This window comes from Denitratisoma oestradiolicum, assembly GCF_902813185.1.
Classification (GTDB): domain Bacteria; phylum Pseudomonadota; class Gammaproteobacteria; order Burkholderiales; family Rhodocyclaceae; genus Denitratisoma; species Denitratisoma oestradiolicum.
Window position 1 is genome coordinate 821901 of record NZ_LR778301.1, and the last position, 26681, is coordinate 848581.

Consider the following 26681-nt stretch of genomic DNA (forward strand, 5'->3'; position numbering starts at 1 on the left):
AAGATGCGAAGGCCCCCTTGCGGGGCCTTCGCTTTTTCAGGGCCGGGTCGGGTCCATGCCGTGGAGTCGTACCGGAATGCGGCGGGAACCGAAAGGGGTGCCCAGGGGACCGAAGCGGCCGGCGATGGCGCTACCGCAGCGTTGGCAACGGCCCTCATCCGTCAGGTCGTAGCCCAGGATCTCGTACCAGTCGCGACGGATCACCGCCGCGCCGCAGGCCGGGCAGTGGGTGGCGTCGCCCTCCGTGTCGTGCACGTTGCCTGTATAGACATAGCGCAGCCCGGCTTCCCGGGCGATGCGACGGGCCTGGCGCAGGGTGGCCGGGGGCGTGGGGGGCAGGTCGGTCATCTTCCAGTCGGGATGGAAGGCGGAAAAGTGCAGGGGAACATCCGGTCCCAGCTCCTTCGCCACCCATTGGGACAGGGCGGCGAGCTCCTCGTCGCTGTCGTTCCTGCCGGGAATCAGCAGGGTGGTGATTTCCAGCCAGCAGTCGGTCTCGTGAGCGATGTAGCTGAGGGTGTCCAGCACCGGTTGCAAATGGGCGCCGCAGAGTTTGACGTAGAAATCGTCGGTGAAAGCCTTCAGGTCCACATTGGCGGCATCCATTTTGGCGTAGAAGGCCCGGGCTGGTTCCGGATGCATGTAGCCGGCGGTGACCGCCACGGTCTTGATGCCCAGGTCATGGCAGGCATCCGCCGTGTCCATGGCGTATTCGGCGAAGATCACCGGGTCGTTGTAGGTGAAGGCCACGCTCTTCGCGCCATAGCGGGCAGCCGCCCGTGCGATGGCTGCCGGCGTGGCGTCGTCCATCAGGGTGTCCATTTCCCGGGACTTGGATATATCCCAGTTCTGGCAGAACTTGCAGGCCAGATTGCAGCCGGCGGTGCCGAAGGACAGAATGCTGGAGCCCGGGTAAAAATGGTTGAGGGGCTTCTTTTCCACCGGGTCGATGCAGAAGCCCGAACTGCGGCCATAGGTGGTCAGCACCATCTGTCCGCCGCTCATGGCCCGCACAAAACAGGCTCCACGCTGACCTTCGTGCAGCTTGCAGTCCCGGGGACAGAGGTCGCACTGGATGCGGCCGTCTTCCAGTTTGTGCCACCAGCGGGCGGGATAGGAGTTGCCTATCCCGCCTGCGGGCGGGGACTCAGGGCACCCCCTCCCAACCTCCTCCGCCGGGCGAGGGAGGTGACTGGTCACCCCCTCCCCTGGGGAGGGGGCTGGGGGGAGGGTTCTGTCTCTTTCCATTTTTGCACCTCATAGTGGTAAAGCCGGATTTCCGGCGACCAGAAGTCGGCGGGCAGCCCCGCCTTCTGCTTCAGGTGGGCGAGGAAAAGTCGAGGGTTCGGCAGGTCTTCCCATACCTGAGGCAGGAAGGTGGCGCGATGGTTCCGGAATGCGAGGATCACGCCATCGATGCCGGGGCGCAGCCGGCCCAGGGCATCGGCTTCGTCCTCGAAGTCCATGGGGCTGGCCGGCGAGAGCAGGGAGACCTCCACCCGGGTCGTGGGCAGTTCGGCGAGGGCGAGGGGCGGAAAACGCGGATCACGAAAGGCCGCAGCCTGGGCATTGGCCTCCACGTCGGTTCCCAGGGGGCGATGGGCCTCCAGGGAGCCGATACAGCCTCGCAGGCGTCCGTCCCGGGTCAGGGTGACAAAACAGGCGCCGGGCTGGTGCAGGGTCGGATGATCGGGGGCAGGCGCGCTGATCTGCCCCAGCTCTGTGGCGATGGCGTTTCTTGCCCGGATCAGGAGCGTGGAGCCGAGTTCGTCCATCATCAGGCCTCGAAGGCGAAGGCGCCGTAGCCCACCACACGGGACTTGTCCCCGGCGGTGTCACCGGAATTGCGCAGGTCCAGCAAAGTGGGTCGCAACCCCCGCAGCCGGGCGGCTTCCAGCAGACCGTTGATCGGCGTGGCGCCGCAGGCCTGCTCATGACTGGAAAGGGGATGCAGATGCAGGATGTCGTCGGCGGTCTGGCGGTCCAGGCGCTGGGCTTCCTGGTAGCCGTGGTAGTGGGAAAGGTCGGAACTCACCACGATCAGAGTTTCCTCCCCGCCCCAGAGCAGGTCCAGCACCTGGGCCACCTCGGTGGCCGAGGCCATGCCCACGGCGAAGGGCACCAGGCTGAAATCGTCGAGGACGGTTTGCAGAAAAGGCAGATGCACTTCCAGGGAATGCTCCGGACCATGGGCGCCATCGTGAATGGCCACCTGGGGCAGCTTGCAGGCTTCCATCACGGCCCGGCCGTCGATGGGTACATCCCCCAGGGGGGTGCGGAAATAGTCCGCTCCCGTGGTGGCCAGACCATGGATCGGTACCCGATGCACCGGCCCCAGCAACAACACCCGCTGCACGATGGCACGCAGCGGGGTGAGCAGGGCATAGGCCTGGGCCGCTACCGGACCCGAATAGATATAGCCTGCATGGGGGGCGATCAGGGCTTTGGGATGCAGCAACGGCGGATGGCATTCCGCCAGCAGGGCGGAGACCTCCACCGCCAGTTGCTGGCTGTCGCCGGGATAGAACAGGCCGGCCACGGCGGGGGGGCGGAAGTGGGTGGAGACGGACATGATCGACTCCTTGGCAAAAGATTGTCAGACAGTGAACAGCAAGGCTCCGCCGATGCCGGCGCCGATGGCGGCCAGGCCGGGCAGGGCACGGGCCGCCAGGGGGCGGCCGCCGATGGTGAGCACCAGCCCGGTCTTGAAAGCCAGGTTGGCCAGGACGGCCAGGGCCACGGCGATCACGGCCTGACCCGTTCCCAGCTTGTCCAGGTTGAAGAGCTTGAGGCTGGAGAGCGCGATGGCATCCACGTCGGTCAGGCCCGAGGCCAGACTGACGGCATAGAGTCCCTGGTTGCCGGCGATCTCCTGGATCCAGGCCGCCAGCAGCAGTATCACGGCATAGAGGGCGCCGAAGGAGAGGGCGGCGCGTAGTTCGGTGGGGTTGGCGATCTCCGGCATGGGCATGATCTCCTGGTGGCCCAGACGCAGCCAGGTGCCCAGGGCGAACACCAGGCCGGCGCCCAGGCCGCAGCCCAGCACCAGCAGCAGGGGAACGAACAGGGGCGGGGCCACCACTAGGGCCACCAGGGCCAGACGCACCAGCACCGTCAGGTTGGCCAGCAGTATCACCAGGGCTGCCATGGCGGTAAGTTCGGCCCGAGCCCGTGCGTGGCGGGCATAGATCATGGTGGTGGCGGTGCTGGAGGCCAGGCCGCCGAAGATGCCGATCACCGCCGCGCCGTGGCGGGCGCCGATCAGTCGCAGGGCCACGTAGCCGGCCAGGGACAGGCCCGAAATCAGCACCACCAGCCACCAGATCTGGTGGGGATTGAAGGCGGCGAAGGGGCCGAAGTCCTGGTTGGGCAGGATGGGCAGGATGATGAAGGAGAGCACCCCGAATTGCAGCACCGAGATCAGGTCCTTGGGAGTGATCCGGCTGCTGAAACCGTGAAGCTCGCTCTTGAAGTAGAGCAGGATGGTGGTGGCGATACCCAGCATCACCGCCAGGGTGTCGTGGCCCAGCCAGACGGCGGCTCCCAGGCCGTAGGCGATCATCAGGGCCACCACCGAGGTGGTGCCGGGATCACCGTCGTCGTGGGGGTCCTGGGCGATGGCCGCCATCATCATGCCCCCCACGGCCACCAAACCCAGGGCCACCACCCAGCCACTGCCCACTTCCCGGGCCAGCAGGGCGCTAAGGGTGCCGAGCAGGGCGGTCAGGGCGTAGGTGCGCACCCCGGCCTTGGCATCGGGCTTGCGTTCCCGCTCCAGACCGATCAGCAGACCGATGGCTAGACTGGTGGCAAAAAGCTGCACCTGGGCGGCGGTATTTTCCATGGGGGTTCCGGGCAATTATGAAAAAGCTGCGTCGAAGCCGAGTGTAATCATCAAGCGTAATGAGCCGATAAGTAGCCCCGCCCCGGGGCGGGGATGGGCGGCGTTACTTTGGCGCATTTTTATCCTCGGGGGTGGTGTTGGCGACCATGCGCGTTAACTGAATCCGATTGTAGTCTCTTACAATTCGATTCATGAGCTACTACGCACTCGTTCCCGCTGCCGGCAGCGGTGCCCGCATGGGGGGCGAAGTCCCCAAGCAGTACCTGCCTTTGCTGGGGCGCCCGCTGATCCATCACACCCTCGCCACCCTCTGCGCCGTGCCGGCCATCGCCCATGTGTTCGTGGTGATCGCCGCCGATGACGGTGAATGGGATCGTCATGACTGGTCCGCCCTGGCGCCGCGCCTGACGGTGCTGCGCCAGGGCGGCGCGACCCGGGCCGGCAGCGTCGCCAATGGCTTGCGGGCCGTGGCCGGCCGGGTGGCGGCGGAGGACTGGATGCTGGTCCACGACGCGGCCCGGGCCTGCCTCGCCGTGTCTCAGGTGGAAGCGCTGATCCGTGAGCTGGCCGACGATCCGGTGGGAGGGCTGCTGGCCGTGCCTGTGGCCGACACCCTGAAGCGGGTCGGTGATGGCAAGCGCGTCGTGGCCACCGTTCCCCGGGACCAGCTCTGGCAGGCCCAGACGCCCCAGATGTTCCGCCATGGCCCCTTGCTCCAGGCCCTGGAGCAGTGTCCAGATGCCGTGACCGACGAGGCCGGCGCCATGGAGGCCCTGGGCTTGGCGCCGAAACTGGTGGCAGCCGATGCCACCAATTTCAAGGTGACCTATCCTTTCGATCTGCAACTGGCGGAGTGGATACTCCGCAGCCGGAGCGTCCCATGACATTCGATATCCGCATCGGCCAGGGCTTCGACGTCCATGCCCTGGTGCCCGACCGCCCCCTGATCATCGGTGGCGTCACCATCCCCTTCGAGCGGGGCCTGCTGGGCCATTCCGACGCCGACGTGCTGCTCCACGCCATCACTGATGCCCTGCTGGGGGCCGCCGGCCTCGGGGACATCGGCCGCCATTTCCCCGACACCGATCCCCGCTGGCACGGCGCCGACAGCCGCATGTTGCTGCGGGGGGCCGTGGCCCAGGTGCAGGCGGCGGGCTGGCGGGTGGGTAACGTGGATTGCACCGTGATCTGCCAGGCGCCGAAAATCCTGCCCCATGCCCCGGCCATGGCCGCCAATATCGCCGCCGACCTGGGCATCGTCCCGGCGGCGGTGAACATCAAGGGCAAGACCACCGAAAAACTGGGCTTCACCGGCCGGGGCGAGGGCATCGCCGCCCAGGCCGTGGCCCTGCTGCTGCGCGATGGGACCGGCGGCCAGGCCTGACTCCCGGCGCCTGTTCTTCGCCCTCTGGCCGTCCACCGCACTGGCCGGAGAGTTGCACCGCCTGGCGGCCGAGGCGCGGCCTGCCTGCGGCGGCCGCCTGATGGCCCGGGACACCCTGCACCTGACCCTGGCCTTCCTCGGCCAGGTGGAGGAAACCCGCCTGCTGGAACTCCATGACATCGCTGCCGCCATCCGCGTTCCCGCCTTTACCCTGACTCTGGATCGGCTCGGCTACTGGCGTCACAACCGCATACTCTGGGCCGGCTGCGCCACGCTGCCGCCAGAACTGGAGGCCCTGGCGGCAGCTCTGCACCAAGCCTTGCGCCACGCGGGGTTTGCCATGGAGGAACGGCCCTTCGCTGCCCATGTGACCCTGCTGCGCAATGCCCGCTGCGAGGTGGTGCCAGGGCTTGCGCTGAGCCAGTCCTGGTCGGTGGCTGGGTTCGGGCTGGTGGAGTCCCGACCATCCCCGGCTGGAGCGGACTATCGGATGCTGGCGTCCTGGCCCCTGGTACCCGGTTGAGGGCTTTTCCAGGGGCTGGCGTTTACTTATCGTTTACATCGGAGGTGGTTACCGGAGCACCGTTTTTACGGGCGGCGGGCTAAGCTGGTCCCATGCTTGAACAAACTCCGTCAGATTCCGGCAATTCCTTCCCCAGGCCGCGCCTGGCCTATCTCAAGGCGGTGCTGGCCTGCCTGCTGACGGCCTTGCTGGCGGCATTACTGCGGTCCTACGTGGATCTGGCCAACATCGTCATGCTGTTCTTGCTGACGGTGTTTCTCTGCGCCGTGCGTCTGGGGCGGGGACCGGCCGTGGTGTCGGCCTTCCTGAGTGTGGGCCTGTTCGATTTCTTTTTCGTGCCGCCCCATCTGTCCTTTGCCGTGGCCGACGTGCAGTACCTGATCACCTTTGCCGTGATGCTGGCGGTGGGCCTGATCTCGGCCCATCTGACCGCCGGCATGGCGGAGCAGGCCGAACTGGCGCGGCGGCGGGAGCGGGAAACCCGGGCGCTCTACGAGATGGCCCGGGAACTGGGGGCAGCCCTGGGCACCGAGCAGGTGGCGGAAATCACCCAGCGCTTCCTGGCCCAGGCCCGGCGTCTGCATTCGGCCCTGTTTTTCGTTGACGAAGCGGGGCAGCTCGTCGCCGGACCCGCCATCGGACACCCTCCCGGCCGCATCGAATTCGGCTTCGCCCGGGCTGCCTTCGTCCAGGGCGAGGTGCTGGAAATGGACACTCTGGCCGGCAGTGGCATGGCGGCCATTTATCTGCCCCTGCGCACGCCGCTGCAAGTGCGCGGCGTCCTCGCCGTATCGCCCCTGGATGTGGGCGAGGAGGCCCTGCGCGCTCAGCGTCCCCTGCTGAATACGGTGGCCTCCCTGATCGCCATTGCCGTGGAACGCCTGCACTACGTGGAAATTGCCCAGGCCCACAGCCTCCAGATCGAATCGGAAAAGCTGCGTAACTCCATTCTCTCGGCCCTTTCCCACGATCTGCGCACACCCCTCACGGCCATGGTGGGCCTGGCCGATTCCCTGGTTTTGTCCCGGGCACCCCTGCCGCCGTCGGCCCGTGAGACCGCCCAGACCCTGGCTGATCTGGCCCGGGCCATGAGCCGCATGCTGGGCAATCTGCTGGACATGGCCCGGCTCCAGGCTGGCCGGGTGAGCTTGCGCAAAGAATGGCAACCTTTGGAGGAGGTGGTGGGTTCCGCCCTGCGATTGCTGGAGTCGGCCCTGGCACATCATCGGGTGGAGATACGGCTGGCGCCGGATCTGCCCCTGGTCTGTTTCGATGCGGTGCTGGTGGAACGGGTGCTGTGCAATCTGCTGGAAAATGCGGCCAAGTTCGCGCCAGCGGAAAGCGCCATCGAACTGGAGGCCACTGTGGCCCAGGGAATGCTGGTGGTGGCGGTAAACGATCGGGGGCCGGGTTTCCCGCCGGGCATGGAGCAGAAAGTGTTCGAGATGTTCGCACGGGGCATGCCGGAATCTGCCACCCCCGGCGTTGGTCTTGGTCTTGCCATTTGCAAGTCCATCGTTACCGTTCATGGCGGCTGCATGCAAGTGGAGCTGCGACCCGGCGGCGGCGCTCGGGTCAGTTTCACCCTGCCCCTGGGTACACCGCCAGCGGTGGAGGAGGAAACTGAATGAAACACGCCCCGCACGGCCGCCCGAAGCGGCGAACCATCATCGTCACCCCCTCCCTCGGGGAGGGGGCCGGGGGGAGGGCTTTCCAGTTCCCCACGGGGTTCGCCCCGCGAACCCCCTCCCTCGGGGAGGGGGCCGGGGGGAGGGTAGTCCAATGAGCCTATCTCATCCGTCCCAATCCGGCGCCGCGGTGATACTGATCGTCGAGGACGAGCCCCAGATCCGCCGCTTTGTGCGTGGCGCCCTGGAAGGGGAGGGCTGGCAGGTGGCAGAGGCCGCCAGCGGTGGCTCGGGCCTCCTGGAGTCGGGGACCCGCCTGCCCGATCTGGTGATCCTGGACCTGGGCCTGCCCGACATGGACGGCATCGATTTCATCCGCGATTTCCGGGGCTGGTCGGCGGTGCCGGTGCTGGTGCTGTCGGCCCGGGATGGGGAGAGCGACAAGATCGGCGCCCTGGATGCCGGCGCCGACGACTATCTGAGCAAGCCTTTCGGCGTGGGTGAACTGCTGGCCCGCGCCCGGGCACTGCTGCGCCGCCGCCCGGCGGGAAGCGATGGCAGTCCGCAACTGGCCTTCGGCGAGGTGGAGGTGGATTTTGTCCGGCGTCGGGTGTTGCGACAGGGGAATGAGGTGCATCTGACCCCCCTCGAATATCGCCTCCTGGTCCAGCTCGTGAGCCATGCCGGCAAGGTGCTGACCCACCGTCATCTGCTGCGGGAAGTCTGGGGTCCGGGCTATGCCGAGAGCAGCCACTATCTGCGCATCTACGTCGGCCGCCTGCGCCAGAAGCTCGAAACCGACCCGGCCCGGCCCCGCCACCTGCTGACCGAGACCGGCGTCGGCTACCGTTTTCAACCCTGATCAGAGTTCATCATCATGTCTGCAAGCAAAGCCCGTGACGGCACCCTGGCCCTGGCGGCCCTCGGCGTCGTGTATGGCGACATCGGCACCAGCCCCCTCTACACCATGAAGGAAATCTTCGCCGGTGCCCATCATCCCGTGCCCATCACGCCGGACAACGTGCTGGGCATCCTGTCCCTGATCGTCTGGTCCCTGATCCTGGTGGTGACGGTGAAGTACGTGTACTTCATCATGAAGGCGGACAACAAGGGCGAGGGCGGCATCATGGCCCTGATGGCCCTGGCCCTGCGCCCCATGGCGGAAGGCGGGCGGCGCCAGGCCCTGGTGCTGGTGCTGGGCCTGTTCGGCGCGGCGCTGTTCTACGGCGACGGCGTGATCACCCCGGCCATCTCGGTGCTTTCCGCCGTGGAGGGACTGGAAGTGGCCACGCCGGCTTTCAAGCCCTATGTCCTGCCCATCGCCTTGGCGGTGCTGACCAGTTTGTTCCTGATCCAGCGCAAGGGCACGGGCAGCGTCGGCGCCCTGTTCGGCCCCATCACCGCCCTCTGGTTCCTGGTCCTGGCCCTGCTGGGGGGCGTCAATATCGCCGCCCATCCGGGCGTGCTGCTGGCCTTCGATCCGCGCCACAGCCTGGACTTCTTCCTGGCCCAGCCCTCCCTGGCCTTCCTTGCCCTGGGGGCGGTGGTGCTGGCGGTGACCGGAACCGAGGCGCTCTACGCCGACATGGGCCACTTCGGCCGCAGGCCGGTGCGACTGGCCTGGCTGGGCCTGGCGCTGCCGGCCCTGGTGCTCAACTATTTCGGCCAGGGCGCCCTGCTGCTTGGCGATGCCAGCGCCATCGAGAATCCCTTCTATCGCCTGGCCCCGACCTGGGCGCTCTACCCCATGGTGGCCCTGGCCACCATGGCCACGGTGATCGCTTCCCAGGCAGTGATCTCGGGGGCCTTCTCCATCACTCAGCAGGCCATCCAACTGGGTTACTGCCCCCGGCTGGAAATTCTTCACACCTCGCCCCACGAGATCGGTCAGATCTATCTGCCCGCAGTTAACTGGGTCCTGTTGTTTTCTGTGGTGGCCCTGGTGCTGGGCTTTGGTTCCTCCACCAAGCTGGCGGCGGCCTACGGCATCGCCGTCACCGGCACCATGGTCATCACCAGCCTGCTGGCCTTTGTCGTGGCGCGCTGGCTCTGGGGCTGGCCCCTGTGGCGGGCGGCCCTGGGCGCCGCGCCCTTCCTGCTGATCGATCTGGCCTTTTTCTCCGCCAATGCCGTCAAGATTGCCGATGGGGGCTGGTTCCCCCTGGCCTTCGGCGCTCTGGTGTTCATGCTGCTGATGACATGGAAGCAGGGACGCAGACTGTTGCAGCAACGTCTTGCCGCGGATGCCATGGACCTGCTGCCCTTCATCGATGGTCTGGAGCTGAATCCGGGCGAATTGGCCCGGGTGCCGGGCACCGCGGTGTTCCTCACCCCCAACCCCGACGGCGTACCTCACGCCATGCTGCACAGCCTCAAGCACTACAAGACGCTGCACGAGCGGGTGGTGATGACCACGGTCAAGGTACTGGACATTCCCCGGGTGACGGATAGCCAGCGGGTGGTGGTGGAGCGGTTGTCCGGCGGCTTCTGGCGGGTGCGGGTGTTCTTTGGCTTCATGGACGAGCCGGACCTGCCCCTGGCGCTGGAATGGTGCGCCGAGCAAGGCCTGCAACTGGACATGATGGACACCTCGTTCTTCCTCGGCCGGGAGACCCTGATTCCCAAGCTCCGCTCGGAGATGCCTTTCTGGCGCGAAAAAATCTTCATAGCCCTGTTCCGCAACGCCGGCAGCGCCGCCGCCTATTTCCGCCTGCCTCCCAATCGGGTGGTGGAACTGGGGGCTCAGGTGGTGTTGTAGGCGGGGAGCACGCGGCGTATGACATCGCGGGAAGGTCAGCGTTCCCGGGGGCCAATGGCTGCAAGGAATTCCCGGCGCAGGGATTCCGATTGTTCGAAGGCGCCGGCATAGGCCTGGGTAACCACCCGCTCGTCGCCGCGCCGGTCCTCGCCCAGCAGCAGGCAAAGCTGTTCCGCTTCCACCAGACAGGCGGCGCCCCGGGCCATACCGTGGCTGACCAGGGCATCGGCGATATCCCGGGTCATCCATTCCTGGTAGGTGAAACGATGGCCGATGGCATCCACCATGCGGGCGATGCGGCCGAAGCCGTGCAGCCGGCCGCCGGGCAGGTAGGCCACGTGGGCGACCCCCCGGAAGGGCACCAGATGATGGGGGCAGATCCCATGGACGGCGATGCCGCGGATTACCACCATGTCGCTGCGGCTGTCGGCGAAGCCCTCGCCCAGGGCTTCGGCCGGGTTCAGATCGTAGCCGCCCAGCAGCCGTTTTTGCCAGAGCTCCCGGACCCGCTGGGCGGTACGGCCCATGTGGGGGGCTTCTGGCTCGATGCCGCAGGCGTCGAGCAGGGCGATGACCGCCTGTTCAAAGGCGACCGGGTCGAAGTTTCCGGTACGGGGAATGCCGATGCTGGCAGCGCTCGGTATGGGATGGTCGGAATCCATGGCGATGGCACTGTGAAGGGGGATTTTTCATCATACACGGGGCTGGATAGGGCGCGTCGGGCCGGCCGGCAAGGCTGTTATTACCTGTGGGGGTAACTCCCTGGGTTCCCTTGGGGCTAAAATAGCTCCGATCCCACAAGCCAATAAGCCAATAAATTCGCCATGGATGAACAGATTCGCGCTGCCGCCCTCGAATATCACCTGAAGCCCAAGCCCGGCAAGATTTCCGTAACCCCCATCAAGCCCCTGGCGACCCAGGGCGACCTTTCCCTGGCCTATTCTCCCGGCGTGGCGGCGGCCTGCGACGAGATCGTCGCGGACCCGGCCAATTCCTACAAGTACACCTCCCGGGGCAATCTGGTGGCGGTGATCACCAATGGCACCGCGGTGCTGGGCCTGGGCAACATCGGCGCCCTGGCGGGCAAGCCGGTGATGGAAGGCAAGGGAGTGCTGTTCAAGAAGTTTGCGGGCGTCGATGTGTTCGACATCGAGGTCAATGAGCTGGATCCGGACAAGCTGGTGGATATCATCGCCTCCCTGGAGCCCACCTTCGGCGGCATCAATCTGGAGGACATCAAGGCGCCGGAATGCTTCTACATCGAGAAGAAGCTCAAGGAGCGGCTCAAGATTCCCGTCTTCCACGACGATCAGCATGGCACCGCCATCATTGCCAGTGCCGCGGTGATCAACGGTCTGCGTCTGGTGGGCAAGGACATCAGTCAAGTGAAACTGGTCTGCTCCGGTGCCGGCGCGGCGGCCATCGCCTGCCTGGACCTGATGGTGACCCTGGGGCTCGATCCCCGCAATGTCTATATCGCCGACAGCAAGGGCGTGGTCTATGTGGGCCGGGACGACAAGCTGGACCCCTCCAAGGCCCGTTATGCCCAGAAGACCGAGGCCCGTACCCTGGTGGATGTCATGCCCGGCGCCGATGTCTTCCTGGGCCTGTCCGCGGCCGGGGTGCTGAAGCCTGAGATGATCAAGGATATGGCGGCCCATCCCATCATCCTGGCCATGGCCAACCCGGTGCCGGAGATTCTGCCCGACGTGGCCAAGGCGGTGCGTCCCGACGTGATCATCGGCACGGGCCGGTCCGACTATCCCAATCAGGTCAATAACGTCCTCTGCTTCCCCTTCATCTTCCGGGGCGCCCTGGATGTGGGCGCCACCTCCATCACGGACGAAATGAAGGCCGCCTGCGTGCGCGCCATTGCCGAACTGGCCCACGCCGAGCAGTCGGACATCGTGAGCGCCGCCTATGGCACCGAGGAACTGAAGTTCGGTCCCGAGTACCTCATTCCCAAGCCCTTCGATCCGCGCCTGATCGTCAAGATCGCCCCTGCGGTGGCCGAGGCGGCCATGGCGTCCGGTGTCGCCACCCGGCCCATCGCCGACATGGACGCCTATCGTCAGCAGTTGAACGAGTTCGTCTACCACTCGGGCCTGGTGATGAAGCCGGTGTTCGCCTCCGCCAAGAAAAATCCCGCCCGCATCGTCTATTGCGAAGGCGAGGACGAGCGGGTGCTGCGGGCGGTGCAGACCGTGGTGGATGAGGGCCTGGCCACGCCCATCCTGATCGGTCGTCCCGATGTGGTGGACATGCGTATCGCCAAGGCTGGCCTGCGCATTCGCCCGGGCCAGCATTTCGGCCTGGTGAATCCCGACTCCGACTCCCGCTACAAGGAGTTGTGGCAGGACTATTACGAGATCATGCAGCGCAAGGGCGTCGGCCTGGAATACGCCAAGCGCGAGATGCGGCGTCGTACCACCCTGATTGGCTCCATGCTGGTCAAGCACGGCTACGCCGATGGCCTGATCTGCGGCACCTTCGGCAAGCATTCCCAGCACCTGCGCTACATCGACAGCGTGATCGGCCAGCAACCCGGCGTGGGCAGCTACTACACATTGAACATGCTGATCATGCCCAATCGCACCCTGTTCATCGGCGACACCTACGTCAATTACGATCCCACGGCCGAGCAACTGGCGGAAATGACCCTGCTGGCTGCCGAGGAAGTGCGCCGCTTCGGCATCGTGCCCCGAGTGGCCCTGCTGTCCCATTCCAGCTTCGGCACCGAGGACACGCCCACTGCGGTGAAAATGCGCCGTGCCCTGGAAATCGTCCAGCAAAGCGCTCCGCAACTGGAGGTGGAAGGGGAAATGCATGGCGACGCGGCTCTGTCCGAGACCATCCGGAATCAGGTTTTCCCCAATTCCCGCCTCAAAGGGCCGGCCAATCTGTTGATCATGCCCACCCTGGACGCCGCCAACATTGCCTTCAACCTGCTCAAGACCGTGGCGGGCGATGGCCTGACGGTGGGTCCCATGCTGTTGGGCACGGCCCTGCCGGCCCATGTGTTGACACCAACCGCCACGGTGCGGCGCATCGTCAATATGTCGGCCCTGATCTCGGTCGAGGCAGCCCACAAGCGCGGCTGAAGGGATGGGGACATCCGCCAGAATCGCGTTGGTCCTGGGCGGCGGTGGCGCCCGCGCAGCCTATCAGGCAGGGGTGCTCAAGGCCTTGCGGGAATTGCTGCCTACCGCTGGACCGAGTCCCTTTTCCATCATCTGCGCCGTATCTGGCGGGGCCGTCAACGGGGCGCTGCTGGCTGCCGGAGCGGCCGATTTCGGCTCGGCGGTGGAGCGCCTGCTGGCCTTCTGGGATGGCATTGTTCCCGCGCAGGTCTGGCGTTCCCACAGCCTCTGGCGTCGTTGGCTGTCAGGAGACGGCGCCTTGCTCGACACTGCGCCCCTGGCCCGGAATCTGGCGGAAAGAATCGATTTCGATGCCATTGCCGCTGCCATCGAACAACGTCATCTGATTGCCCTCAGCCTGGACTGCTTTGGTCACGCCTCCGGACAGACGGTCAGTTTCTTCCAAGGCCGGGGCGACATGGACCCCTGGCAGGCTGGCGGCAATGCCGGCGCCCATGTTCGGCTTGGGCTGGAGCATGTCCTGGCTTCCTCTGCACTGCCCCTGTTTTTCCCGCCCCAACGCCTGCATCGGGAATTCTTCGGCGATGGCGTCCTGGGCGGTGGAGGATCACCCATCCGGACGGCCCAGCATCTGGGAGCTGCTCGCATTCTGCGCATCGAGACGGATTTTCCTGTGCCTGCATCGGGGCGCACGGGGGAGGCCAATTCCCCCGGCTTTCCCTGCATGGCAGGCCACGTCCTGAATCGGCTCTACCGGGGTAGCGGAGCCGGGGCCTGTCCGCTGCCACTCCTGACCCTCGCGCCTTCCCAGGACCCCGCCTATCTGGCAGCCCAGCATCTCGCCGCCATGCCTTCCTTTTCTGGCTGGAGCATGGGCAATAATCCGGCCACAGGGGCGCTGCTGGCGAGTTACCTGCTGTTCGACAAGGGCTATGGAAAGGCCCTGACGGATCTGGGCTACCGGGATGCCATGGAGCGAGGAACTGAATTGACCGGTCTTTTTGGTTATTCTTCAGCTTTGGCTTTAGGTTGAAATGCTATCTACCTAATTTACCGCTGAATTTTGCCGTTACTCTGTTTGTGATTCAGGAGCGGGGCTGATAGACTTGGCCCCGATGCGTTGAGGAGTTGGTGGATGAAAAAAGCCGTGATTTCCTTGGTGGTCATTGTGGGCCTGATCATGGGTCTGGCCCACAGTGATGCCCAGGCCGCTACCCAGAAGAAAAAAACGGTGGCGGCAAAGAAACATGTGCGCGCCCTGGCTGTGAAAAAGGGGACCCGCGTCCATCGGGCCTATAGTGCCGTGTCACCTGAGGATGCTCGGAATCTGGTGCTGGACTCTGCCTCGGCCCTGGTCCAGGATCAGACCACCGGCGCGGTGCTGTTCGAGAAGAATGCCGGCGCCGTGCTGCCCATCGCCTCCATCACCAAGTTGATGACTGCCATGGTGGCTCTGGATGTCAAGCCCAGCCTGGAAGAAACCCTATCCATCGGCGAGGATGACGTGGATATCCTGAAGGGCACTCATTCCCGCCTGCGGGTCGGCACCCAGTTGAGCCGGGAAAACATGCTGCGTCTGGCCCTGATGTCCTCCGAGAACCGGGCGGCCTCGGCCTTGTCACGGCATTATCCGGGGGGGCGCCCGGCCTTCATCGCCGCCATGAATCGCAAGGCCCAGTCCCTGGGACTGACGGACACCCACTTCGAGGATCCCACGGGCCTGACCGCAGCCAATGTCTCCAGTGCACGGGATCTCACGCGGATGGTGGCGGCGGCCCATCAATATCCTCTGATCCGGGAGTTCTCCACCACCGCCGAATATGAAGTGCCCCTGGCTCGTCGCAACGAGATCTTCCGCAATACCAACCTGCTGGTGCGCACGGGCAACTGGGAGATCGGCCTGTCCAAGACCGGCTTCATCAGCGAAGCGGGGCGCTGCCTGGTGATGCAGGCCTGGCTCAACAACAAGCCCACCATCATCGTACTGCTCGATTCCTGGGGCAAGCTGACCCGGATCGGCGACGCCAACCGTATCAAGCGCTGGATCGAGAGCGCTTCTCTGAACAGTCGGCCGACGGCGGGTTGAGGGGTTTTTCGCAGGGAGGAAGAGCCGGCGTCATGCCGGTTTTTTATTTGTCCGGCGCAACGTAGCCGATGGCGTTGGAGAGGGCATCGGCGGTTTCCCTCACGATGGGAATCCAGTCGTCGCTGTAGCGATCCGCCGGGGCGGAGACGGACAGGCCTGCCACCAGATGTCCGGCGTCGTCCCGCACCGGGGCCGCCACGCAGCGCAGGCCCAGCTCGATTTCCTCATTGTCGAAGGCCACCCCGTGGCGGCGCACCCGGGCCAGTTCTTTTTCCAGGGCCACGATGTTGGTGATGGAACCGGGCGTGCGGCCGGGCAGGCCGGTGCGGCGGGCGTAGTCCCGCACCGATTCGGCATTGCCCTCGGCCAGATAGAGCTTGCCCACCGCCGTGACATGGAGGGGCGCGCGCGCGCCCACCAGATGCACCACCCGCACCGAGGAGCGGCCGCTGGAGGTGCGCTCCACATAGACGATCTCGTCCCCCTGGCGTACCCCCAGATTGATGCTCTCCCCCAGGCGTTGGTGCAACTGCTGCATCAGGGGCATGGCGGAATCCCGGATGTTGATGCGGGACTTGACGATATTGCCCAGCTCCAGCAGGCGTATGCCCAGCCGGTAGGTGCCGGGTTCGGCCCGTTCCACGAAGTCGGCGCTGGCCATGGCGGCCAGGATACGGTGGGCCGTCGACGGGTGGAGCCCGGTTTCCAGGGCAAGCTGCTTCAGACTGATGGGATCGTGATGGTAGGACAAAGTATCGAGCAGTTTCATCATGCGCTCGATGACTTGAATCCCGCCCCTGGGTTCTGCTTCGACTGACTTGGGTGACATATTCGTCCCTGGCCTCTGGAGCGAGGATAGTACTACAGGCCCTGGCGGGGTTTGACCGGACGGGCCGAGGTGATGAAGACCACGGCGCGGGAACTGCGGATATCCGCGTGCAGGGCCTCGATCAGGGGCGGGTTGACCAGCGTTTCCGCGCTCCAGGCAATGACGAAACTGGCCCCCGAGCCCCCGGCCGTGTCCTCGTGGGGCACGAACAGCTCGTGGCTGCCCAGGGGTGGGATGGTCTGGGGGCTGGTCAGGTATTCCTTCAGTAGACGGCCCCGGGTGTCGAAGTAACGGGCCGAATGGATGCGGATGGCGCTGGCGCCATCGGTGTTGCGGATGCTGATATGGGCAGAGGTCAGCGCACGGGAGGGTTGCCCCTGGCTGTCCCGGCTGCCGTGGTAGATATGGGAATAGATCGGCAGGTAGAGCGTCTGCCCGCTGGAAAGGGGGAGCGTTTCCTGAGCCTGCGCGGATACCGCGAGGAGAAGCAGGAAGGGGAGCAGAAGGGCAACGATGCCTGATCGGTGCAGCGCAGGGTGTCTCATGGCTGGGGCTCCTGGGGTGCGGGGGCGGCGGGCTGGGTCTTGCCATAGTAGCCCCGCAGGGAAGCATAGCGTCCGGCCCTCACTGCACGGACACGGGTGATCGTCTGTTCCATGGGCACTCCCAGTTGGGACAGGATTTCCGTCGCCAGCATCAGGCTGCCTTCCAGCACCTCCGGTATGGCTTCGGTGGCCCCGGCATGCTTCAGTCGTATCACCCCCGGCTCGTCCAGGGCACGCACCACTACCGGCATATCGGGCCGGCTGCGCCTGACCAGGCGCAGCACTCGCTCTGCCGAGCCCAGGTCCGGGTAGGTGATCACCAGTCCCCGTGCCCGCTCCAGACCTGCGGCCTTGAGTACTTCCGGCCGGTCGGCGTTGCCGAAGGCGGTACGTCCCAAGGCTGGTAGATGGCGCTTGTTCACGCACTGGAGATCCAGATCCAGTGCCAGGAAGGGAATATTCTCGGCGGAGAGGAATTCGCCGATATTTTTTCCTGTGCGGCCGTAACCGCAAAGAATGACATGGCCCGAAAGCTCACTGCCTTCGGTGGCGACGGCCTCCACGACTTTTTCGCCCCGGGCGCGGTTGCTTGCGATATGGGCTCCCAGGCGGGCCGTTCGTTCGATCAGGAAGGGGGCGATGAACATGGACGCCAGCATGGCCGATATGGTGAGCTGGAACACATCTCCTTCCACCAGGCCGAGACTATGGGCCAGTTCGATCAATACCAGGCCGAACTCTCCTCCCTGGGCCAGTTGCGCCGCAGTACGCAGGCTGACCTCCAATGGCGCACGGGTACTCAGCGCTGCCAGCAGAGCCACCAGCCCCTTGCCCCCTACCAGCAGCAGTACCGCCAGCAGCAGCAGCCCCAGATTCGACAGAACGTAGCCGATGTCCAGCATCATGCCCACAGTGACGAAGAACAGGCCCAGCAGGATGTCCCGGAAGGGGCGGATGTCCGCTTCCACCTGGTGACGATAGGCGGTTTCGGAGATCAGCATGCCGCCTACAAAAGCGCCCAGGGCCAGAGACAGCCCGGCCTGCTCGGTGGCGTAGGACAGACCCACGACGATCCACAGGGTAGTCAGCACGAACAGTTCGCTGGATCGATGGTGAGCCACCCGCTCGAAGATGGGGGGCATCAGCCGCTTGCCGATGTTGATCAGCAGGATCAGCACCAGCGCCGCCTCGACCATGGCCAGACCCATGGCCTGGGTGAGATTCTCGCCGGGGGCAGCCAGGGCCGGGAACAGGATCAGAGCCGGCACCACCGCCAGATCCTGGAACAGCAGCACCCCCATGGTCTGGCGTCCGGAGCGGGAGTGAAGCTCCAGTCGTTCGGAGAGCATTTTCGCCACAATGGCGGTGGATGACATGGCGACCGCCAGGCCCACGACCAGCGAGGTGCGCCAGCCCTGGTCATAGATGAGACCGGTGAGCAGTGCGGTTCCCGCCACCGTCAGCAGTACCTGGCTCAAACCCAGGCCGAATACCAGGGAGCGCATTGCCATCAGGCGCGCCAGACTGAATTCCAGACCGATGGAAAACATCAGGAATACCACGCCGAACTCGGCGAAGGCATCCACCTGTTTGCTTTCTGCCATCAGGGCCAGACCATGGGGCCCCAGGGCAATGCCGATGGACAGATAGCCCAGCATCGCCGGCAGCCGGAAGCGGCGGGTGATGGCCAGGGCGGTGACTGCGGCGGTCAGCAGGAGCAAGAGATAGGGCAGGGTGGAATGCATGGGTCAGTAATGGAATCGGGGGCAATGACGCCCTTGATAGAATGGCCCGGAATGCCGACCCGCAAGTCTACCAAGAGACCTTCGTATAACCATGACGATTATTGGAATCCCCCTGGAATTCGTACTGTTTGCCGCCACGCTGCTGGGTGTGGCGCTGTTTCACCACCATACCCTGTACGTGGGGCTGGGTGGGCTGGCGGCGGTTTCCCTCTACAAGATACTGGTTGCAGGTTTTGCCACCGGCGTCGGCTTCGTCGGTTTTGCCGCGCATCTGGATCACGAGTTGGTTACCCTGGCCAACCTGCTTTGCCTGCTGCTGGGGTTCGCCCTGCTGTCCCGGCATTTCGAAAAAAGCCACATCCCGGTCATCCTTCCCCGTTACCTGCCCGATGACTGGAAAGGAGGCTTTCTGCTGTTGGTCATGGTCTTCATCCTCTCGGCCTTTCTCGACAATATCGCGGCGGCCCTGATCGGCGGTGCCATGGCCCACCAGTTGTTTCGCGCACGGGTTCATATCGGCTACCTGGCGGCCCTTGTGGCGGCTTCCAATGGCGGCGGCGCCGGCTCCGTGGTGGGGGACACCACCACCACCATGCTCTGGATCGCCGGTGCCGCGCCATTGCAAGTGATGGAGGCATTCGTCGGCAGCAGCGTCGCCCTGGTGGTGTTCGGCATTCCGGCCGCCCTGGCCCAGCATCGCTATTCGCCCATACTCAAACATAGTCATGAGCACACCCATGTGGACTGGGTACGGGTGGGCATTGTCGCCACCATCCTGGTCTGCGCGGTCGCCACCAATATCTTCGTGAACTTTCACTATCCGGCGGAGGCTGGCCATTTCCCCTTCATCGGCGTGGCAGTCTGGGTGGCGATCCTGTTGACCGCCAATGTGCGCCGCCATGACTGGGAGGTTTTGCCGGAGAGCCTCAAGGGTTCGGTCTTCCTGTTGTCCCTGGTGCTTTGCGCCTCCATGATGCCAGTGGAGCAACTGCCCGTGGCCTCCTGGGCCACCACTCTGGGGCTGGGCTTTGTCTCCGCTGTGTTCGACAACATTCCTCTGACCGCCCTGGCCATCAAGCAGGGGGGCTACGACTGGGGCTTCCTGGCCTACGCAGTGGGCTTCGGCGGTTCCATGGTCTGGTTCGGTTCCTCCGCCGGGGTGGCCCTGTCCAACATGTATCCGGAAGCCAAGTCCGTTGGGCTGTGGCTGCGCCATGGCTGGTTCGTGGCGGTGGGCTATGTGGTCGGTTTCATGGTGTTGTTGGCGGTGGTGGGCTGGCATCCCGAGGTCTTGGGCGGAGGGCGCTAGATGCGATATCTCGGTCTGCTCCCGCTGCTTTCGCCACTCCCCGCCCTGGCAGCGGGCGGCAGCGTGGTGGGGGAGAACCTGCTCTGGCTGGCCCTGATCCTGATAGCGGCGCGCCTCTTCGTGCCCCTGGCCCGGCGTATCGGTTTTCCCGCCGTGCTGGGGGAATTGTTGTTGGGTGTGGTGCTGGGCAATCTCTCACTCTTCGGGCTGCACTATTTCGACAGCATTCCCCGGGACCCCATCATCGCCTTCATCGCCGAACTGGGGGTGATCGTGCTGCTGTTGCAGATCGGCCTGGAAACCCGGCTGCGGGATCTGATCGACGTGGGTCCCCGGGCCTCCCTGGTGGGCAGTGTCGGCATTGCCGCCCCTTTCGCCCTGGGTGCCTGGCTGGTGGGGCCGCTGTTGTTGCCGGGCATGGATTCCAATACCTATCTGTTCCTGGGAGCCACTCTGGCCGCCACCTCGGTGGGCATCACGGGACGGGTGTTCCGCGACCTGGGCAAGCTCGACACGCCCGCAGCCCGCATCGTGCTGGGGGCGGCGGTGATCGACGACGTGCTGGGCCTGGTGATCCTGGCCGTGGTTTCCAGCCTGGTTACGGCGGGCTCGGTGAGCGGCGGCGAAGTCCTGCTGATCATTGCCAAGGCGGCCCTGTTCCTGGCGGGCAGCATCGGCATCGGGCGCCTGGTCGCGCCCCATTCCAGTCGCTGGCTGGCCCGGCTCGACGCCGGGCCCAGCATGCTCTTCGCCCAGGTGCTGGCGGCCGGTCTGTTTTTCGCCTGGCTGGCCCATGCAATGGGTCTGGCGCCCATCATCGGCGCCTTTGCGGCCGGTCTGCTGTTCGAACCCATCTTCCTCAAGGATTTCGAGACCCCCGCCATCGTGCGGGAGATCGAACCCCTGCTGCCTGCTGGCGACGGGGCACGGGCCGCCCGGTTACGGGCGATCCTGCTGCGCCATACCGGCCATCAGCATGAGCACATGATCGAGCCCATCGGCTATTTCTTCGTCCCGGTGTTCTTCGTCCTCACCGGCATGCAGGTGGACCTGAGGGCCTTCGCCGACCCGACGGTGACCGGCATCGCCCTGGGCATCACCGTTGCGGCCATCGCCGGCAAGCTGCTGGCGGGCTTGTGCGCCGGCAATGCGGGGCGCTGGCTGGTGGGCTGGGGCATGGTGCCCCGGGGCGAAGTGGGCCTGATCTTCGCCATGGCCGGGCGTCAGCTGGGGGTGATGGGGGATGCCCTGTTCTCGGCAGTGGTGGTGATGGTGATCCTCACCACCCTGGTGACGCCGCCCATGCTGTCTTGGCTGCTGAAGTCCCCCGGGCGTTGATGTCTGGTGCTCCCATAGCCTGTTTTTCTTGACTTCGGCATCGCAAGGCTACTTCCCGTCGGAACATGCGTTGCTGGGCATCATAAGTGGTGACTGAGCAGGATAAACAGCCGGCGGTAGAAGTCGCCGTCGGAAACCGTCTCCTCGCCGACTTTGATCATGTTCTCGCTGCTGGCGACCCAGGGCAGGGAAATGGAGCCCATGCCTGTCACGCTTAGGCCGGCACTGGTGTTGCTGGCCTTAAGCTCGAAATAGGTCTGCTTGGCGTTGGCATAAACCACCGCTCCTGGTTCCGCCGCCAGGCAGACCAGGTTGATCTCCAGCCGGGTATGGTGTTCTTTCGAAGGCTGGAAGGCCTTTTGACCCTGGATCAGGGCCTTGGCCTTCTGCTCCACTTGGTACCCCTGACTGAGCAAGGCCCGGCGTCCGGCTTCGCAGGCGCTTTCGTTGTCGGCCTCCAGGCGATATTCAAAGGGGGTTTCGACGCCGAAACTCTCCTTGGGATAGACGGAAAGCGCCGACAAGGGGGGCGAGGGGGCGGCGCAGCCCGCCGCGAGGCAGCCGAGGATCAGGGAGAGACAACGTTGGGTGGGCATCAGGCGGGAATATATATTGATTGCAATATAATTGGTGACAATGCATTGTCTGGATTCTACTAGACTGCTAACCCACCCCAGCGGAAGGCTGCGATGACAAGGAACCCCGATACCCAATTGCCGATGGATGTGCTGCGGAAATTCCGCATGATTTTCGGGTCCGTGCGCCAGCACTTCCGGGAGGTCGAACAAAGCTGCGGCGTATCCGGTTCACAGCTTTGGATCCTGCAGGAAGTGGCCAGTATGCCGGGCCTCGGGGTTTCCGAGTTGGCGGCTCGCCTGGCCATCCACCAGTCCACCTGTAGCCAACTGGTCGAGAAGCTCGTTGCGCGGGGCTTGTTGCTCAAGCGGCGTAGCGCCCAGGATCAGCGGCGGGTGGACCTGAGCCTGTCCGCAGAGGCCGAAGGTATCCTGGGCCGGGCGGCGGGCCCCGCTGCCGGGCTACTGCCCGTCGCCCTGATGGCGCTGTCGGCGGATACCTTGGCGGTGCTCAATGACTCCCTGGCCCGGGTGATCGAGCACTTGCCTAGCCGTGACGAGCGCTGGGCCGATCGGCCCCTGGCCGACCTATGATGAGAGGAGCGTTTCCCTTGGCTGTGCTGGCCCTGCTGGTGGCCGGATGTGCGGCGTCTTTGCTACCAACCAACCCCGTCGCTATGGAGCCGAAGGAGCAGGTTCCCTCTGCTGCTGCAGGCCTTGGGGGTGTCAATCCTGTTCCTCCGGCTCCAGCGGCAATCCCCGCTGCCCCGCTCGGCGTTTCTGACAAGATACCGGCGGATGAGGCTGACGCGCCGCCCAGCGTGATGTTTCCCATGGGTTCGGCCCAGTTGTCTGCCGAAAGCGGGGCCGTGATCCGGACGGTGGTGGAGGCGCTCAAGGCGGAACGGTCTCGTACGGTGCTGCTGGTGGGCTATTCCGGCCATCGGGGAAGCCGGGAAATCTCGCTGGCCCTGGCTGTGCGGCGTATTGCCGTGGTGGAAAAGGAACTTTTGCGCCAGGGCGCGCACCGGGGACAGATCCGGAAAGTGGCCCGGGGATACCTGAAGTCTGTTTTGGAGCAATGCCGGGGCTCGGCCTGCGACCAGCGACTGCAACGGGTCGAATTGCGCCTGGTGGACAAGACCGGCCGGGAACTGGAGCAATCGTCATGATCCCTGACTATCTGTCTTCCATGATCGTACCCCTGGCCTGGCCCTTGGCCTTGCTGGTGGCCTGGCTGGCGGGGGAGGCGGGCCAACGCTGGCTGGCCTTGCCCAGGGTCAGCAGTTACGGTCTGGTGGGCTTCCTGATGGCCGAACATCAGGTGGGTATCCTGGGAAAGATCGGTGGTGACCTGCTGTCCCTTGTGGCAGATGTGGCCTTCGGACTGATCCTCTTCGAATTGGGCTACCGCATCAACCTGCGCTGGCTGCGGAGCAATCCCTGGCTGGGGGTCAGCAGTCTGGCGGAGTCTTTCGGCAGTTTCGTGGTGGTCTTTGTCTTGGCCCAGGGGTTCGGCCTGGCCCTGGTCCCCTCTCTGCTGCTCGCGGCCCTGGCCATGTCCACGTCGCCGGCCTCCGTGCTTCGGGTGGTCAATGATTTGCGGGCGTCGGGCCAGGTGACGGAACGGGTGCTGCATCTCTCGGCCTTCAATTGCGTCCTGGCCGTCGTTGCTTTCAAGGCTGTGGTTGGATACTGGGTTCTGGCCACCGCAGGCAGCATATTTCACGCCCTCTGGAACAGCCTGGCAGTAGTGGTGGTCTCGGCGGGGCTCGGGGTGATGTTTGGTGTCATGGTGCCCGCCCTGTTGCGGCTGACCAGGACAGGTACCAGGGATGCCACGGTGCTTTTCGCCCTGGCGGTACTGTTGCTGGTAGTCCTGACCCATGGCCTCAGATTCTCGCCGCTGCTGGCGACCCTGGCGTTCGGACTCGTGTCGCGACATCGACGGGTAGTTTTTTCCCAGGCCCAGCGAAACTTCGGCACTCTCGGCAATCTGCTTACCCTGTTTCTTTTCGTCTTTGCCGGTGCCACTCTTGACTGGCGGGATGCCGTGGCTGGGTTTTGGTTGGCTATGGCCCTGGTGGCTGGCCGCCTGGCGGTCAAGGTGACGGCGGTTGCCATGTTTGCCCGGCTGGCCGGCCTTTCCTGGCGTAAAGGGGTGCTGACCGGCTTTGCCCTGACGCCCCTTTCAGTATTCGCCATCCTGTTGCTGGAACAGACCAAACACTTGGGGGTCGGTCTGGTGGACGATCTGGCGCCCCTGGCGGCACTGGTATTGCTGCTGGACCTGATTGGTCCCATCGTGACCCAGCGGGCATTGATCTGGGCCGGCGAGGCTCCATTCGGCAAGGAGTCCTGACCATGCCTCTGGAATCCTTCAAGGTTTCAAAGTCCCTGACCCTGGGCGTCGAACTGGAACTGCAACTGGTGAATACCACCGATTTCGACCTCTCCGCCTCGGCGTCCGACATGCTGCACCTGCTGGAGCGACAGCCTTTCCCGGGCGATGTGAAACCTGAAATTACCGAAAGCATGATCGAGGTTGCCACCGACGTGCAGCATTGTCATGCGGACCTGCTGGTCCAATTGCGCCAGATGCGCGATGTCCTGATAAAGGCGGGGGATAGCCTCAATGTGGCCCTTTGCGGTGGCGGTACCCACCCCTTCCAGCAATGGTTCCACCAGCGAATCTTCGCCAAGCCTCGTTTTCAGGAAGTTTCGGCCCTGTACGGCTACCTGGCCAAGCAATTCACCGTCTTCGGCCAACATGTGCATGTTGGTTGCAGCTCGGCCGACGAAGCGCTGTTCCTGCTCCATGCCCTGAACCGGTATCTGCCCCACTTCATCGCCCTTTCCGCCTCATCGCCCTATTCCCAGGGAGTTGACACCCTGTTCGACTCGGCGCGCCTGAATTCCGTGTTTGCCTTTCCCTTGAGCGGCCGGGCGCCCTTTATCCTGTCCTGGGATGAGTTCGCCAGTGCGTATTTCGCCAAGATGGAGCAAACCGGCGTGGTGCGGAGCATGAAGGACTTCTACTGGGACATACGCCCCAAGCCGGAGTACGGCACCATCGAGCTGAGGGTCTGCGATACGCCGCTTTCCGTGGAACGTGCCGCAGCCCTGGCGGGCTATCTTCAGGTCCTGTGCGCCTATCTGCTGGAAAGGCAGGAGCCGCCTCCAGTGGAGGATGACTACCTGGTGTACAACTACAACCGCTTCCAGGCCTGCCGCTTCGGCCTGGACGGTGTGATCGTACATCCCCGGACCCATCAGAGCCTGCCCCTGCGCGAGGATATTCTGACTACTTTGCGCCGTCTTGAGCCAATGGCGTTGGACCTGCAAGGTCAGGAGGCACTTGATGAGCTTTATGGAGTGATTGCGGCGGGTAACCATTCCAGCTTTCTGCGTCATCGCTACGATAGTGAAAGGACTCTTCCTGCTGTTGTCGATGCTGCGGTAGCCCGCTTCCGTCAATGATTGTCTGGAGCCTTGTCGAGAAAGGCCTGCTTCAGAGTCCAGGACGATGGTCATCCGCTAGAATCGCCCCCCATGACTTCGTCCCAACGCCCGTCCCGCGCCAGACGTTCCCTGGGCAAGATTCGCCACAACCAACTGCCGCGCATTCTGGTTCGCATCAATGTCGCCATCGGGATACTGGCTTTTTTGATCCTGACGGCGACCCTGGGTTTCCGCTATCTGACGGAGCCCGTGGCCGATTGGTCCGACGCGTTGTACATGACCCTGATCACCATCACCACCGTGGGTTACGGCGAGATGGTGAAGATCGACAGTTTCGGCGAGCGCATCTTCGCCGGTCTGGTGGCCCTGGGTGGCTTCGGCATCCTCACCTTCCTGTTCACCAGTCTCTCGGTCTTCTTCCTAGAAGGGGACCTGGACTACACCCTGCGGAGACGTCGCATGGAAAAACAGATTCGCAAGCTCCATCACCATTACATCGTCTGCGGCTTCGGCCGAGTCGGGCGCAATGTGGCCCACGAACTCTCCCAGACCAACCGTCACTTCGTCGCCATCGACATTGAGGAAGCCCGGATGGAAGAGAACCTGGACAAGTTTCCCGGGCTGCTCTACCTGAACGGCGACGCCAGCGACGAGGACAAGCTCGATGCTGCCTATATCGAGGAAGCCCGGGGCCTGTTGCCGTGACCGGCGACGACAGCCGCAACCTGATGATCACCATCACCGCCAAGCAGCTCAATCCCGAGCTCCGGGTGGTGGCCCGCAGCAACGATGTGCGCAATGTGGAAAAAATGCGCAAGGCCGGCGCCGACGCGGTGGTGTCGCCGGATTTCACCGGCGGCATGCGTATCGCCTCGGCCATGATCCGGCCCCATGTGGTTTCCTTCCTTGACGAGATGCTGCGCACTGAGCACAAGTTGCGGGTGGAGGAAATTCCCGTACCGGCGGATTTCATCGAGCGGCCCCTGGAGTCCCTGCGCCTGCGCAGCCCCCACTACATCATGCTGGCGGTGCGCACCCGTGGCGACTGGCAGTTCAACCCGCCGGGAAACTTCATGCTCAAGGCCGGCTTCACCCTGATCGCCATGGCCTCGCCCCAGGGCCGTCAGGAGATCGAGACCGCCTTGCTGCCGGTGGTGGACGAGGAACCCCGGGAGTAGGGCGTTCCACCATGAGTCGGTTGGTGGAGGTGCCCATGCCCAGATATCCCGAGTGCTGGGATTCCTGTGGCAATTGTGCCAACGGCGACGTATTCGTGATCGAGGTCCATGTCAGTCCGGGAGACGTAATTCGTTTCGACGACAATCTGATCACCCTGGAGACCGGCAAGGTCTCCCTGGACATTCCCAGCCCCCATGCCGGGCGCATCGTCGAGGTGCGTGTGACGGAGGGGGAGGAACTGGCCGAAGGCCAGATCATTGTGGTGATGGAGCCCGGCTAGAGTTGCAGGTCCCGCCAGATATATGGAACAGCCGCTGATATTTTGGTCAGGCGCGTTGCCTCCGGCTCTGGGCGCAAATGGAAAGGTCATCCATA

General features: G+C 64.5%; 25 protein-coding genes and 1 pseudogene. 17 read left to right on the forward strand and 9 right to left on the reverse strand.

What is annotated here, in order from left to right; all coding sequences use genetic code 11:
- Positions 1–36 precede the first annotated feature (36 nt).
- The 4 genes from amrS to DENOEST_RS03875 form a co-directional block, all read right to left on the reverse strand.
- Positions 37–1128, reverse strand: a complete 1092-nt coding sequence (gene amrS / locus DENOEST_RS03860; protein WP_232096548.1) for an AmmeMemoRadiSam system radical SAM enzyme — start codon at positions 1126–1128, stop codon at positions 37–39.
- A gap of 68 nt (positions 1129–1196) precedes the next feature.
- Positions 1197–1778 carry an AmmeMemoRadiSam system protein A gene (gene amrA, locus DENOEST_RS03865; RefSeq protein ID WP_197970512.1) on the reverse strand — a complete coding sequence of 194 codons (582 nt, stop codon included), beginning with the start codon at positions 1776–1778 and terminating at the stop codon, positions 1197–1199.
- A complete protein-coding gene (amrB, locus tag DENOEST_RS03870; protein WP_145771782.1) occupies positions 1778–2572 on the reverse strand; it encodes an AmmeMemoRadiSam system protein B in 795 nt (264 codons plus the stop codon). Before amrB ends, amrA begins: the two co-directional genes overlap by 1 nt.
- 24 nt (positions 2573–2596) lie before the next feature.
- Positions 2597–3844, reverse strand: coding sequence for an MgtC/SapB family protein (locus DENOEST_RS03875; RefSeq protein WP_145771783.1), 1248 nt, complete (start codon positions 3842–3844; stop codon positions 2597–2599).
- Between the two features lie 191 nt (positions 3845–4035).
- On the opposite strand from DENOEST_RS03875, the gene ispD reads away from it, so the two are divergent.
- From ispD to DENOEST_RS03905, 6 genes are all read left to right on the forward strand, one after another.
- Positions 4036–4728: a 2-C-methyl-D-erythritol 4-phosphate cytidylyltransferase gene (gene ispD, locus DENOEST_RS03880; RefSeq protein ID WP_145771784.1), complete on the forward strand. Its 693-nt coding sequence runs from the start codon at positions 4036–4038 to the stop codon at positions 4726–4728.
- The gene (gene ispF, locus DENOEST_RS03885) at positions 4725–5228 is read left to right on the forward strand and encodes a 2-C-methyl-D-erythritol 2,4-cyclodiphosphate synthase (RefSeq protein WP_145771785.1); all 504 of its coding nucleotides are present in this window, start codon (positions 4725–4727) and stop codon (positions 5226–5228) included. Before ispD ends, ispF begins: the two co-directional genes overlap by 4 nt.
- Complete coding sequence (gene thpR, locus DENOEST_RS03890) at positions 5206–5751, forward strand: RNA 2',3'-cyclic phosphodiesterase (RefSeq protein WP_145771786.1); 546 nt, start codon at positions 5206–5208, stop codon at positions 5749–5751. The genes ispF and thpR overlap by 23 nt, the downstream gene beginning before the upstream one ends.
- A 92-nt stretch (positions 5752–5843) precedes the next feature.
- Entirely contained in the window at positions 5844–7382 is a 1539-nt protein-coding gene (locus DENOEST_RS03895; protein ID WP_145771787.1) for a DUF4118 domain-containing protein, read from the forward strand.
- 151 nt (positions 7383–7533) lie between these two features.
- Positions 7534–8241 (forward strand): two-component system response regulator KdpE, encoded by a 708-nt coding sequence (gene kdpE / locus DENOEST_RS03900; protein WP_145771788.1) that lies wholly within the window; start codon positions 7534–7536, stop codon positions 8239–8241.
- A 15-nt stretch (positions 8242–8256) separates the two neighbouring features.
- Positions 8257–10137, forward strand: a complete 1881-nt coding sequence (locus tag DENOEST_RS03905; protein WP_145771789.1) for a potassium transporter Kup — start codon at positions 8257–8259, stop codon at positions 10135–10137.
- 35 nt (positions 10138–10172) lie between these two features.
- Here DENOEST_RS03905 and folE read toward each other — a convergent pair whose 3' ends face one another.
- Positions 10173–10799 carry a GTP cyclohydrolase I FolE gene (gene folE, locus DENOEST_RS03910; RefSeq protein ID WP_145771790.1) on the reverse strand — a complete coding sequence of 209 codons (627 nt, stop codon included), beginning with the start codon at positions 10797–10799 and terminating at the stop codon, positions 10173–10175.
- 162 nt (positions 10800–10961) lie between these two features.
- Between folE and DENOEST_RS03915 the strand changes: the two genes are divergently transcribed.
- The 3 genes from DENOEST_RS03915 to pbpG all read left to right on the forward strand — a co-directional run bounded on the left by DENOEST_RS03915 (position 10962) and on the right by pbpG (position 15324).
- Positions 10962–13238, forward strand: a complete 2277-nt coding sequence (locus DENOEST_RS03915; protein WP_145771791.1) for an NADP-dependent malic enzyme — start codon at positions 10962–10964, stop codon at positions 13236–13238.
- Positions 13239–13242: 4 nt separating this feature from the next.
- On the forward strand, positions 13243–14271 hold the full coding sequence (locus tag DENOEST_RS03920; protein ID WP_145771792.1) for a patatin-like phospholipase family protein: 1029 nt from the start codon (positions 13243–13245) through the stop codon (positions 14269–14271).
- Between the two features lie 102 nt (positions 14272–14373).
- Positions 14374–15324, forward strand: coding sequence for a D-alanyl-D-alanine endopeptidase (pbpG, locus tag DENOEST_RS03925; protein ID WP_145771793.1), 951 nt, complete (start codon positions 14374–14376; stop codon positions 15322–15324).
- A 43-nt stretch (positions 15325–15367) separates the two neighbouring features.
- Here the strand turns inward: pbpG and DENOEST_RS03930 are convergent, their stop codons facing one another.
- From DENOEST_RS03930 to DENOEST_RS03940, 3 genes are read right to left on the reverse strand one after another with little or no spacing between them, the layout of a single operon-like run.
- Complete coding sequence (locus DENOEST_RS03930; protein ID WP_145771794.1) at positions 15368–16153, reverse strand: IclR family transcriptional regulator; 786 nt, start codon at positions 16151–16153, stop codon at positions 15368–15370.
- 32 nt (positions 16154–16185) lie between these two features.
- Positions 16186–16698 carry a DUF3124 domain-containing protein gene (locus DENOEST_RS03935; RefSeq protein ID WP_145771795.1) on the reverse strand — a complete coding sequence of 171 codons (513 nt, stop codon included), beginning with the start codon at positions 16696–16698 and terminating at the stop codon, positions 16186–16188.
- Positions 16695–18443 carry a cation:proton antiporter gene (locus tag DENOEST_RS03940; RefSeq protein WP_145771796.1) on the reverse strand — a complete coding sequence of 583 codons (1749 nt, stop codon included), beginning with the start codon at positions 18441–18443 and terminating at the stop codon, positions 16695–16697. Before DENOEST_RS03940 ends, DENOEST_RS03935 begins: the two co-directional genes overlap by 4 nt.
- A 91-nt stretch (positions 18444–18534) precedes the next feature.
- On the opposite strand from DENOEST_RS03940, the gene DENOEST_RS03945 reads away from it, so the two are divergent.
- The gene (locus DENOEST_RS03945) at positions 18535–19752 is read left to right on the forward strand and encodes a citrate transporter (RefSeq protein WP_145771797.1); all 1218 of its coding nucleotides are present in this window, start codon (positions 18535–18537) and stop codon (positions 19750–19752) included.
- The gene (locus tag DENOEST_RS03950; RefSeq protein WP_145771798.1) at positions 19753–21090 is read left to right on the forward strand and encodes a cation:proton antiporter; all 1338 of its coding nucleotides are present in this window, start codon (positions 19753–19755) and stop codon (positions 21088–21090) included.
- An 80-nt stretch (positions 21091–21170) separates the two neighbouring features.
- Here DENOEST_RS03950 and DENOEST_RS03955 read toward each other — a convergent pair whose 3' ends face one another.
- Positions 21171–21686 carry a DUF2242 domain-containing protein gene (locus DENOEST_RS03955; RefSeq protein WP_145771799.1) on the reverse strand — a complete coding sequence of 172 codons (516 nt, stop codon included), beginning with the start codon at positions 21684–21686 and terminating at the stop codon, positions 21171–21173.
- Between the two features lie 147 nt (positions 21687–21833).
- On the opposite strand from DENOEST_RS03955, the gene DENOEST_RS03960 reads away from it, so the two are divergent.
- The 6 genes and pseudogenes from DENOEST_RS03960 (at position 21834) to DENOEST_RS03985 (ending at position 26586) form a co-directional block, all read left to right on the forward strand.
- Positions 21834–22259 carry a MarR family winged helix-turn-helix transcriptional regulator gene (locus tag DENOEST_RS03960; RefSeq protein WP_232096433.1) on the forward strand — a complete coding sequence of 142 codons (426 nt, stop codon included), beginning with the start codon at positions 21834–21836 and terminating at the stop codon, positions 22257–22259.
- A 23-nt stretch (positions 22260–22282) separates the two neighbouring features.
- Positions 22283–22837, forward strand: a complete 555-nt coding sequence (locus DENOEST_RS03965) for an OmpA family protein (protein WP_232096549.1) — start codon at positions 22283–22285, stop codon at positions 22835–22837.
- Positions 22834–24027 (forward strand): cation:proton antiporter, encoded by a 1194-nt coding sequence (locus tag DENOEST_RS03970; protein ID WP_145771802.1) that lies wholly within the window; start codon positions 22834–22836, stop codon positions 24025–24027. The genes DENOEST_RS03965 and DENOEST_RS03970 overlap by 4 nt, the downstream gene beginning before the upstream one ends.
- A gap of 2 nt (positions 24028–24029) precedes the next feature.
- Positions 24030–25145 (forward strand): YbdK family carboxylate-amine ligase, encoded by a 1116-nt coding sequence (locus tag DENOEST_RS03975; RefSeq protein WP_145771803.1) that lies wholly within the window; start codon positions 24030–24032, stop codon positions 25143–25145.
- Between the two features lie 72 nt (positions 25146–25217).
- Positions 25218–26305: pseudogene (locus tag DENOEST_RS20060) on the forward strand (potassium channel family protein).
- A gap of 35 nt (positions 26306–26340) precedes the next feature.
- A complete protein-coding gene (locus DENOEST_RS03985; protein WP_197970515.1) occupies positions 26341–26586 on the forward strand; it encodes a biotin/lipoyl-containing protein in 246 nt (81 codons plus the stop codon).
- Positions 26587–26681 lie beyond the last annotated feature (95 nt).

Bases quoted from the DNA above. Each gene is read 5' to 3' on its own strand.
- amrA (WP_197970512.1), bottom strand. From the start codon at position 1,778: ATGATGGACGAACTCGGCTCCACGCTCCTGATCCGGGCAAGAAACGCC.
- amrB (WP_145771782.1), bottom strand. From the start codon at position 2,572: ATGTCCGTCTCCACCCACTTCCGCCCCCCCGCCGTGGCCGGCCTGTTC.
- DENOEST_RS03875 (WP_145771783.1), bottom strand. From the start codon at position 3,844: ATGGAAAATACCGCCGCCCAGGTGCAGCTTTTTGCCACCAGTCTAGCC.
- ispD (WP_145771784.1), top strand. From the start codon at position 4,036: ATGAGCTACTACGCACTCGTTCCCGCTGCCGGCAGCGGTGCCCGCATG.
- ispF (WP_145771785.1), top strand. From the start codon at position 4,725: ATGACATTCGATATCCGCATCGGCCAGGGCTTCGACGTCCATGCCCTG.
- thpR (WP_145771786.1), top strand. From the start codon at position 5,206: ATGGGACCGGCGGCCAGGCCTGACTCCCGGCGCCTGTTCTTCGCCCTC.
- DENOEST_RS03895 (WP_145771787.1), top strand. From the start codon at position 5,844: ATGCTTGAACAAACTCCGTCAGATTCCGGCAATTCCTTCCCCAGGCCG.
- kdpE (WP_145771788.1), top strand. From the start codon at position 7,534: ATGAGCCTATCTCATCCGTCCCAATCCGGCGCCGCGGTGATACTGATC.
- DENOEST_RS03905 (WP_145771789.1), top strand. From the start codon at position 8,257: ATGTCTGCAAGCAAAGCCCGTGACGGCACCCTGGCCCTGGCGGCCCTC.
- folE (WP_145771790.1), bottom strand. From the start codon at position 10,799: ATGGATTCCGACCATCCCATACCGAGCGCTGCCAGCATCGGCATTCCC.
- DENOEST_RS03915 (WP_145771791.1), top strand. From the start codon at position 10,962: ATGGATGAACAGATTCGCGCTGCCGCCCTCGAATATCACCTGAAGCCC.
- DENOEST_RS03920 (WP_145771792.1), top strand. From the start codon at position 13,243: ATGGGGACATCCGCCAGAATCGCGTTGGTCCTGGGCGGCGGTGGCGCC.
- pbpG (WP_145771793.1), top strand. From the start codon at position 14,374: ATGAAAAAAGCCGTGATTTCCTTGGTGGTCATTGTGGGCCTGATCATG.
- DENOEST_RS03930 (WP_145771794.1), bottom strand. From the start codon at position 16,153: ATGTCACCCAAGTCAGTCGAAGCAGAACCCAGGGGCGGGATTCAAGTC.
- DENOEST_RS03935 (WP_145771795.1), bottom strand. From the start codon at position 16,698: ATGAGACACCCTGCGCTGCACCGATCAGGCATCGTTGCCCTTCTGCTC.
- DENOEST_RS03940 (WP_145771796.1), bottom strand. From the start codon at position 18,443: ATGCATTCCACCCTGCCCTATCTCTTGCTCCTGCTGACCGCCGCAGTC.
- DENOEST_RS03945 (WP_145771797.1), top strand. From the start codon at position 18,535: ATGACGATTATTGGAATCCCCCTGGAATTCGTACTGTTTGCCGCCACG.
- DENOEST_RS03950 (WP_145771798.1), top strand. From the start codon at position 19,753: ATGCGATATCTCGGTCTGCTCCCGCTGCTTTCGCCACTCCCCGCCCTG.
- DENOEST_RS03955 (WP_145771799.1), bottom strand. From the start codon at position 21,686: ATGCCCACCCAACGTTGTCTCTCCCTGATCCTCGGCTGCCTCGCGGCG.
- DENOEST_RS03960 (WP_232096433.1), top strand. From the start codon at position 21,834: ATGATTTTCGGGTCCGTGCGCCAGCACTTCCGGGAGGTCGAACAAAGC.
- DENOEST_RS03970 (WP_145771802.1), top strand. From the start codon at position 22,834: ATGATCCCTGACTATCTGTCTTCCATGATCGTACCCCTGGCCTGGCCC.
- DENOEST_RS03975 (WP_145771803.1), top strand. From the start codon at position 24,030: ATGCCTCTGGAATCCTTCAAGGTTTCAAAGTCCCTGACCCTGGGCGTC.
- DENOEST_RS03985 (WP_197970515.1), top strand. From the start codon at position 26,341: ATGCCCAGATATCCCGAGTGCTGGGATTCCTGTGGCAATTGTGCCAAC.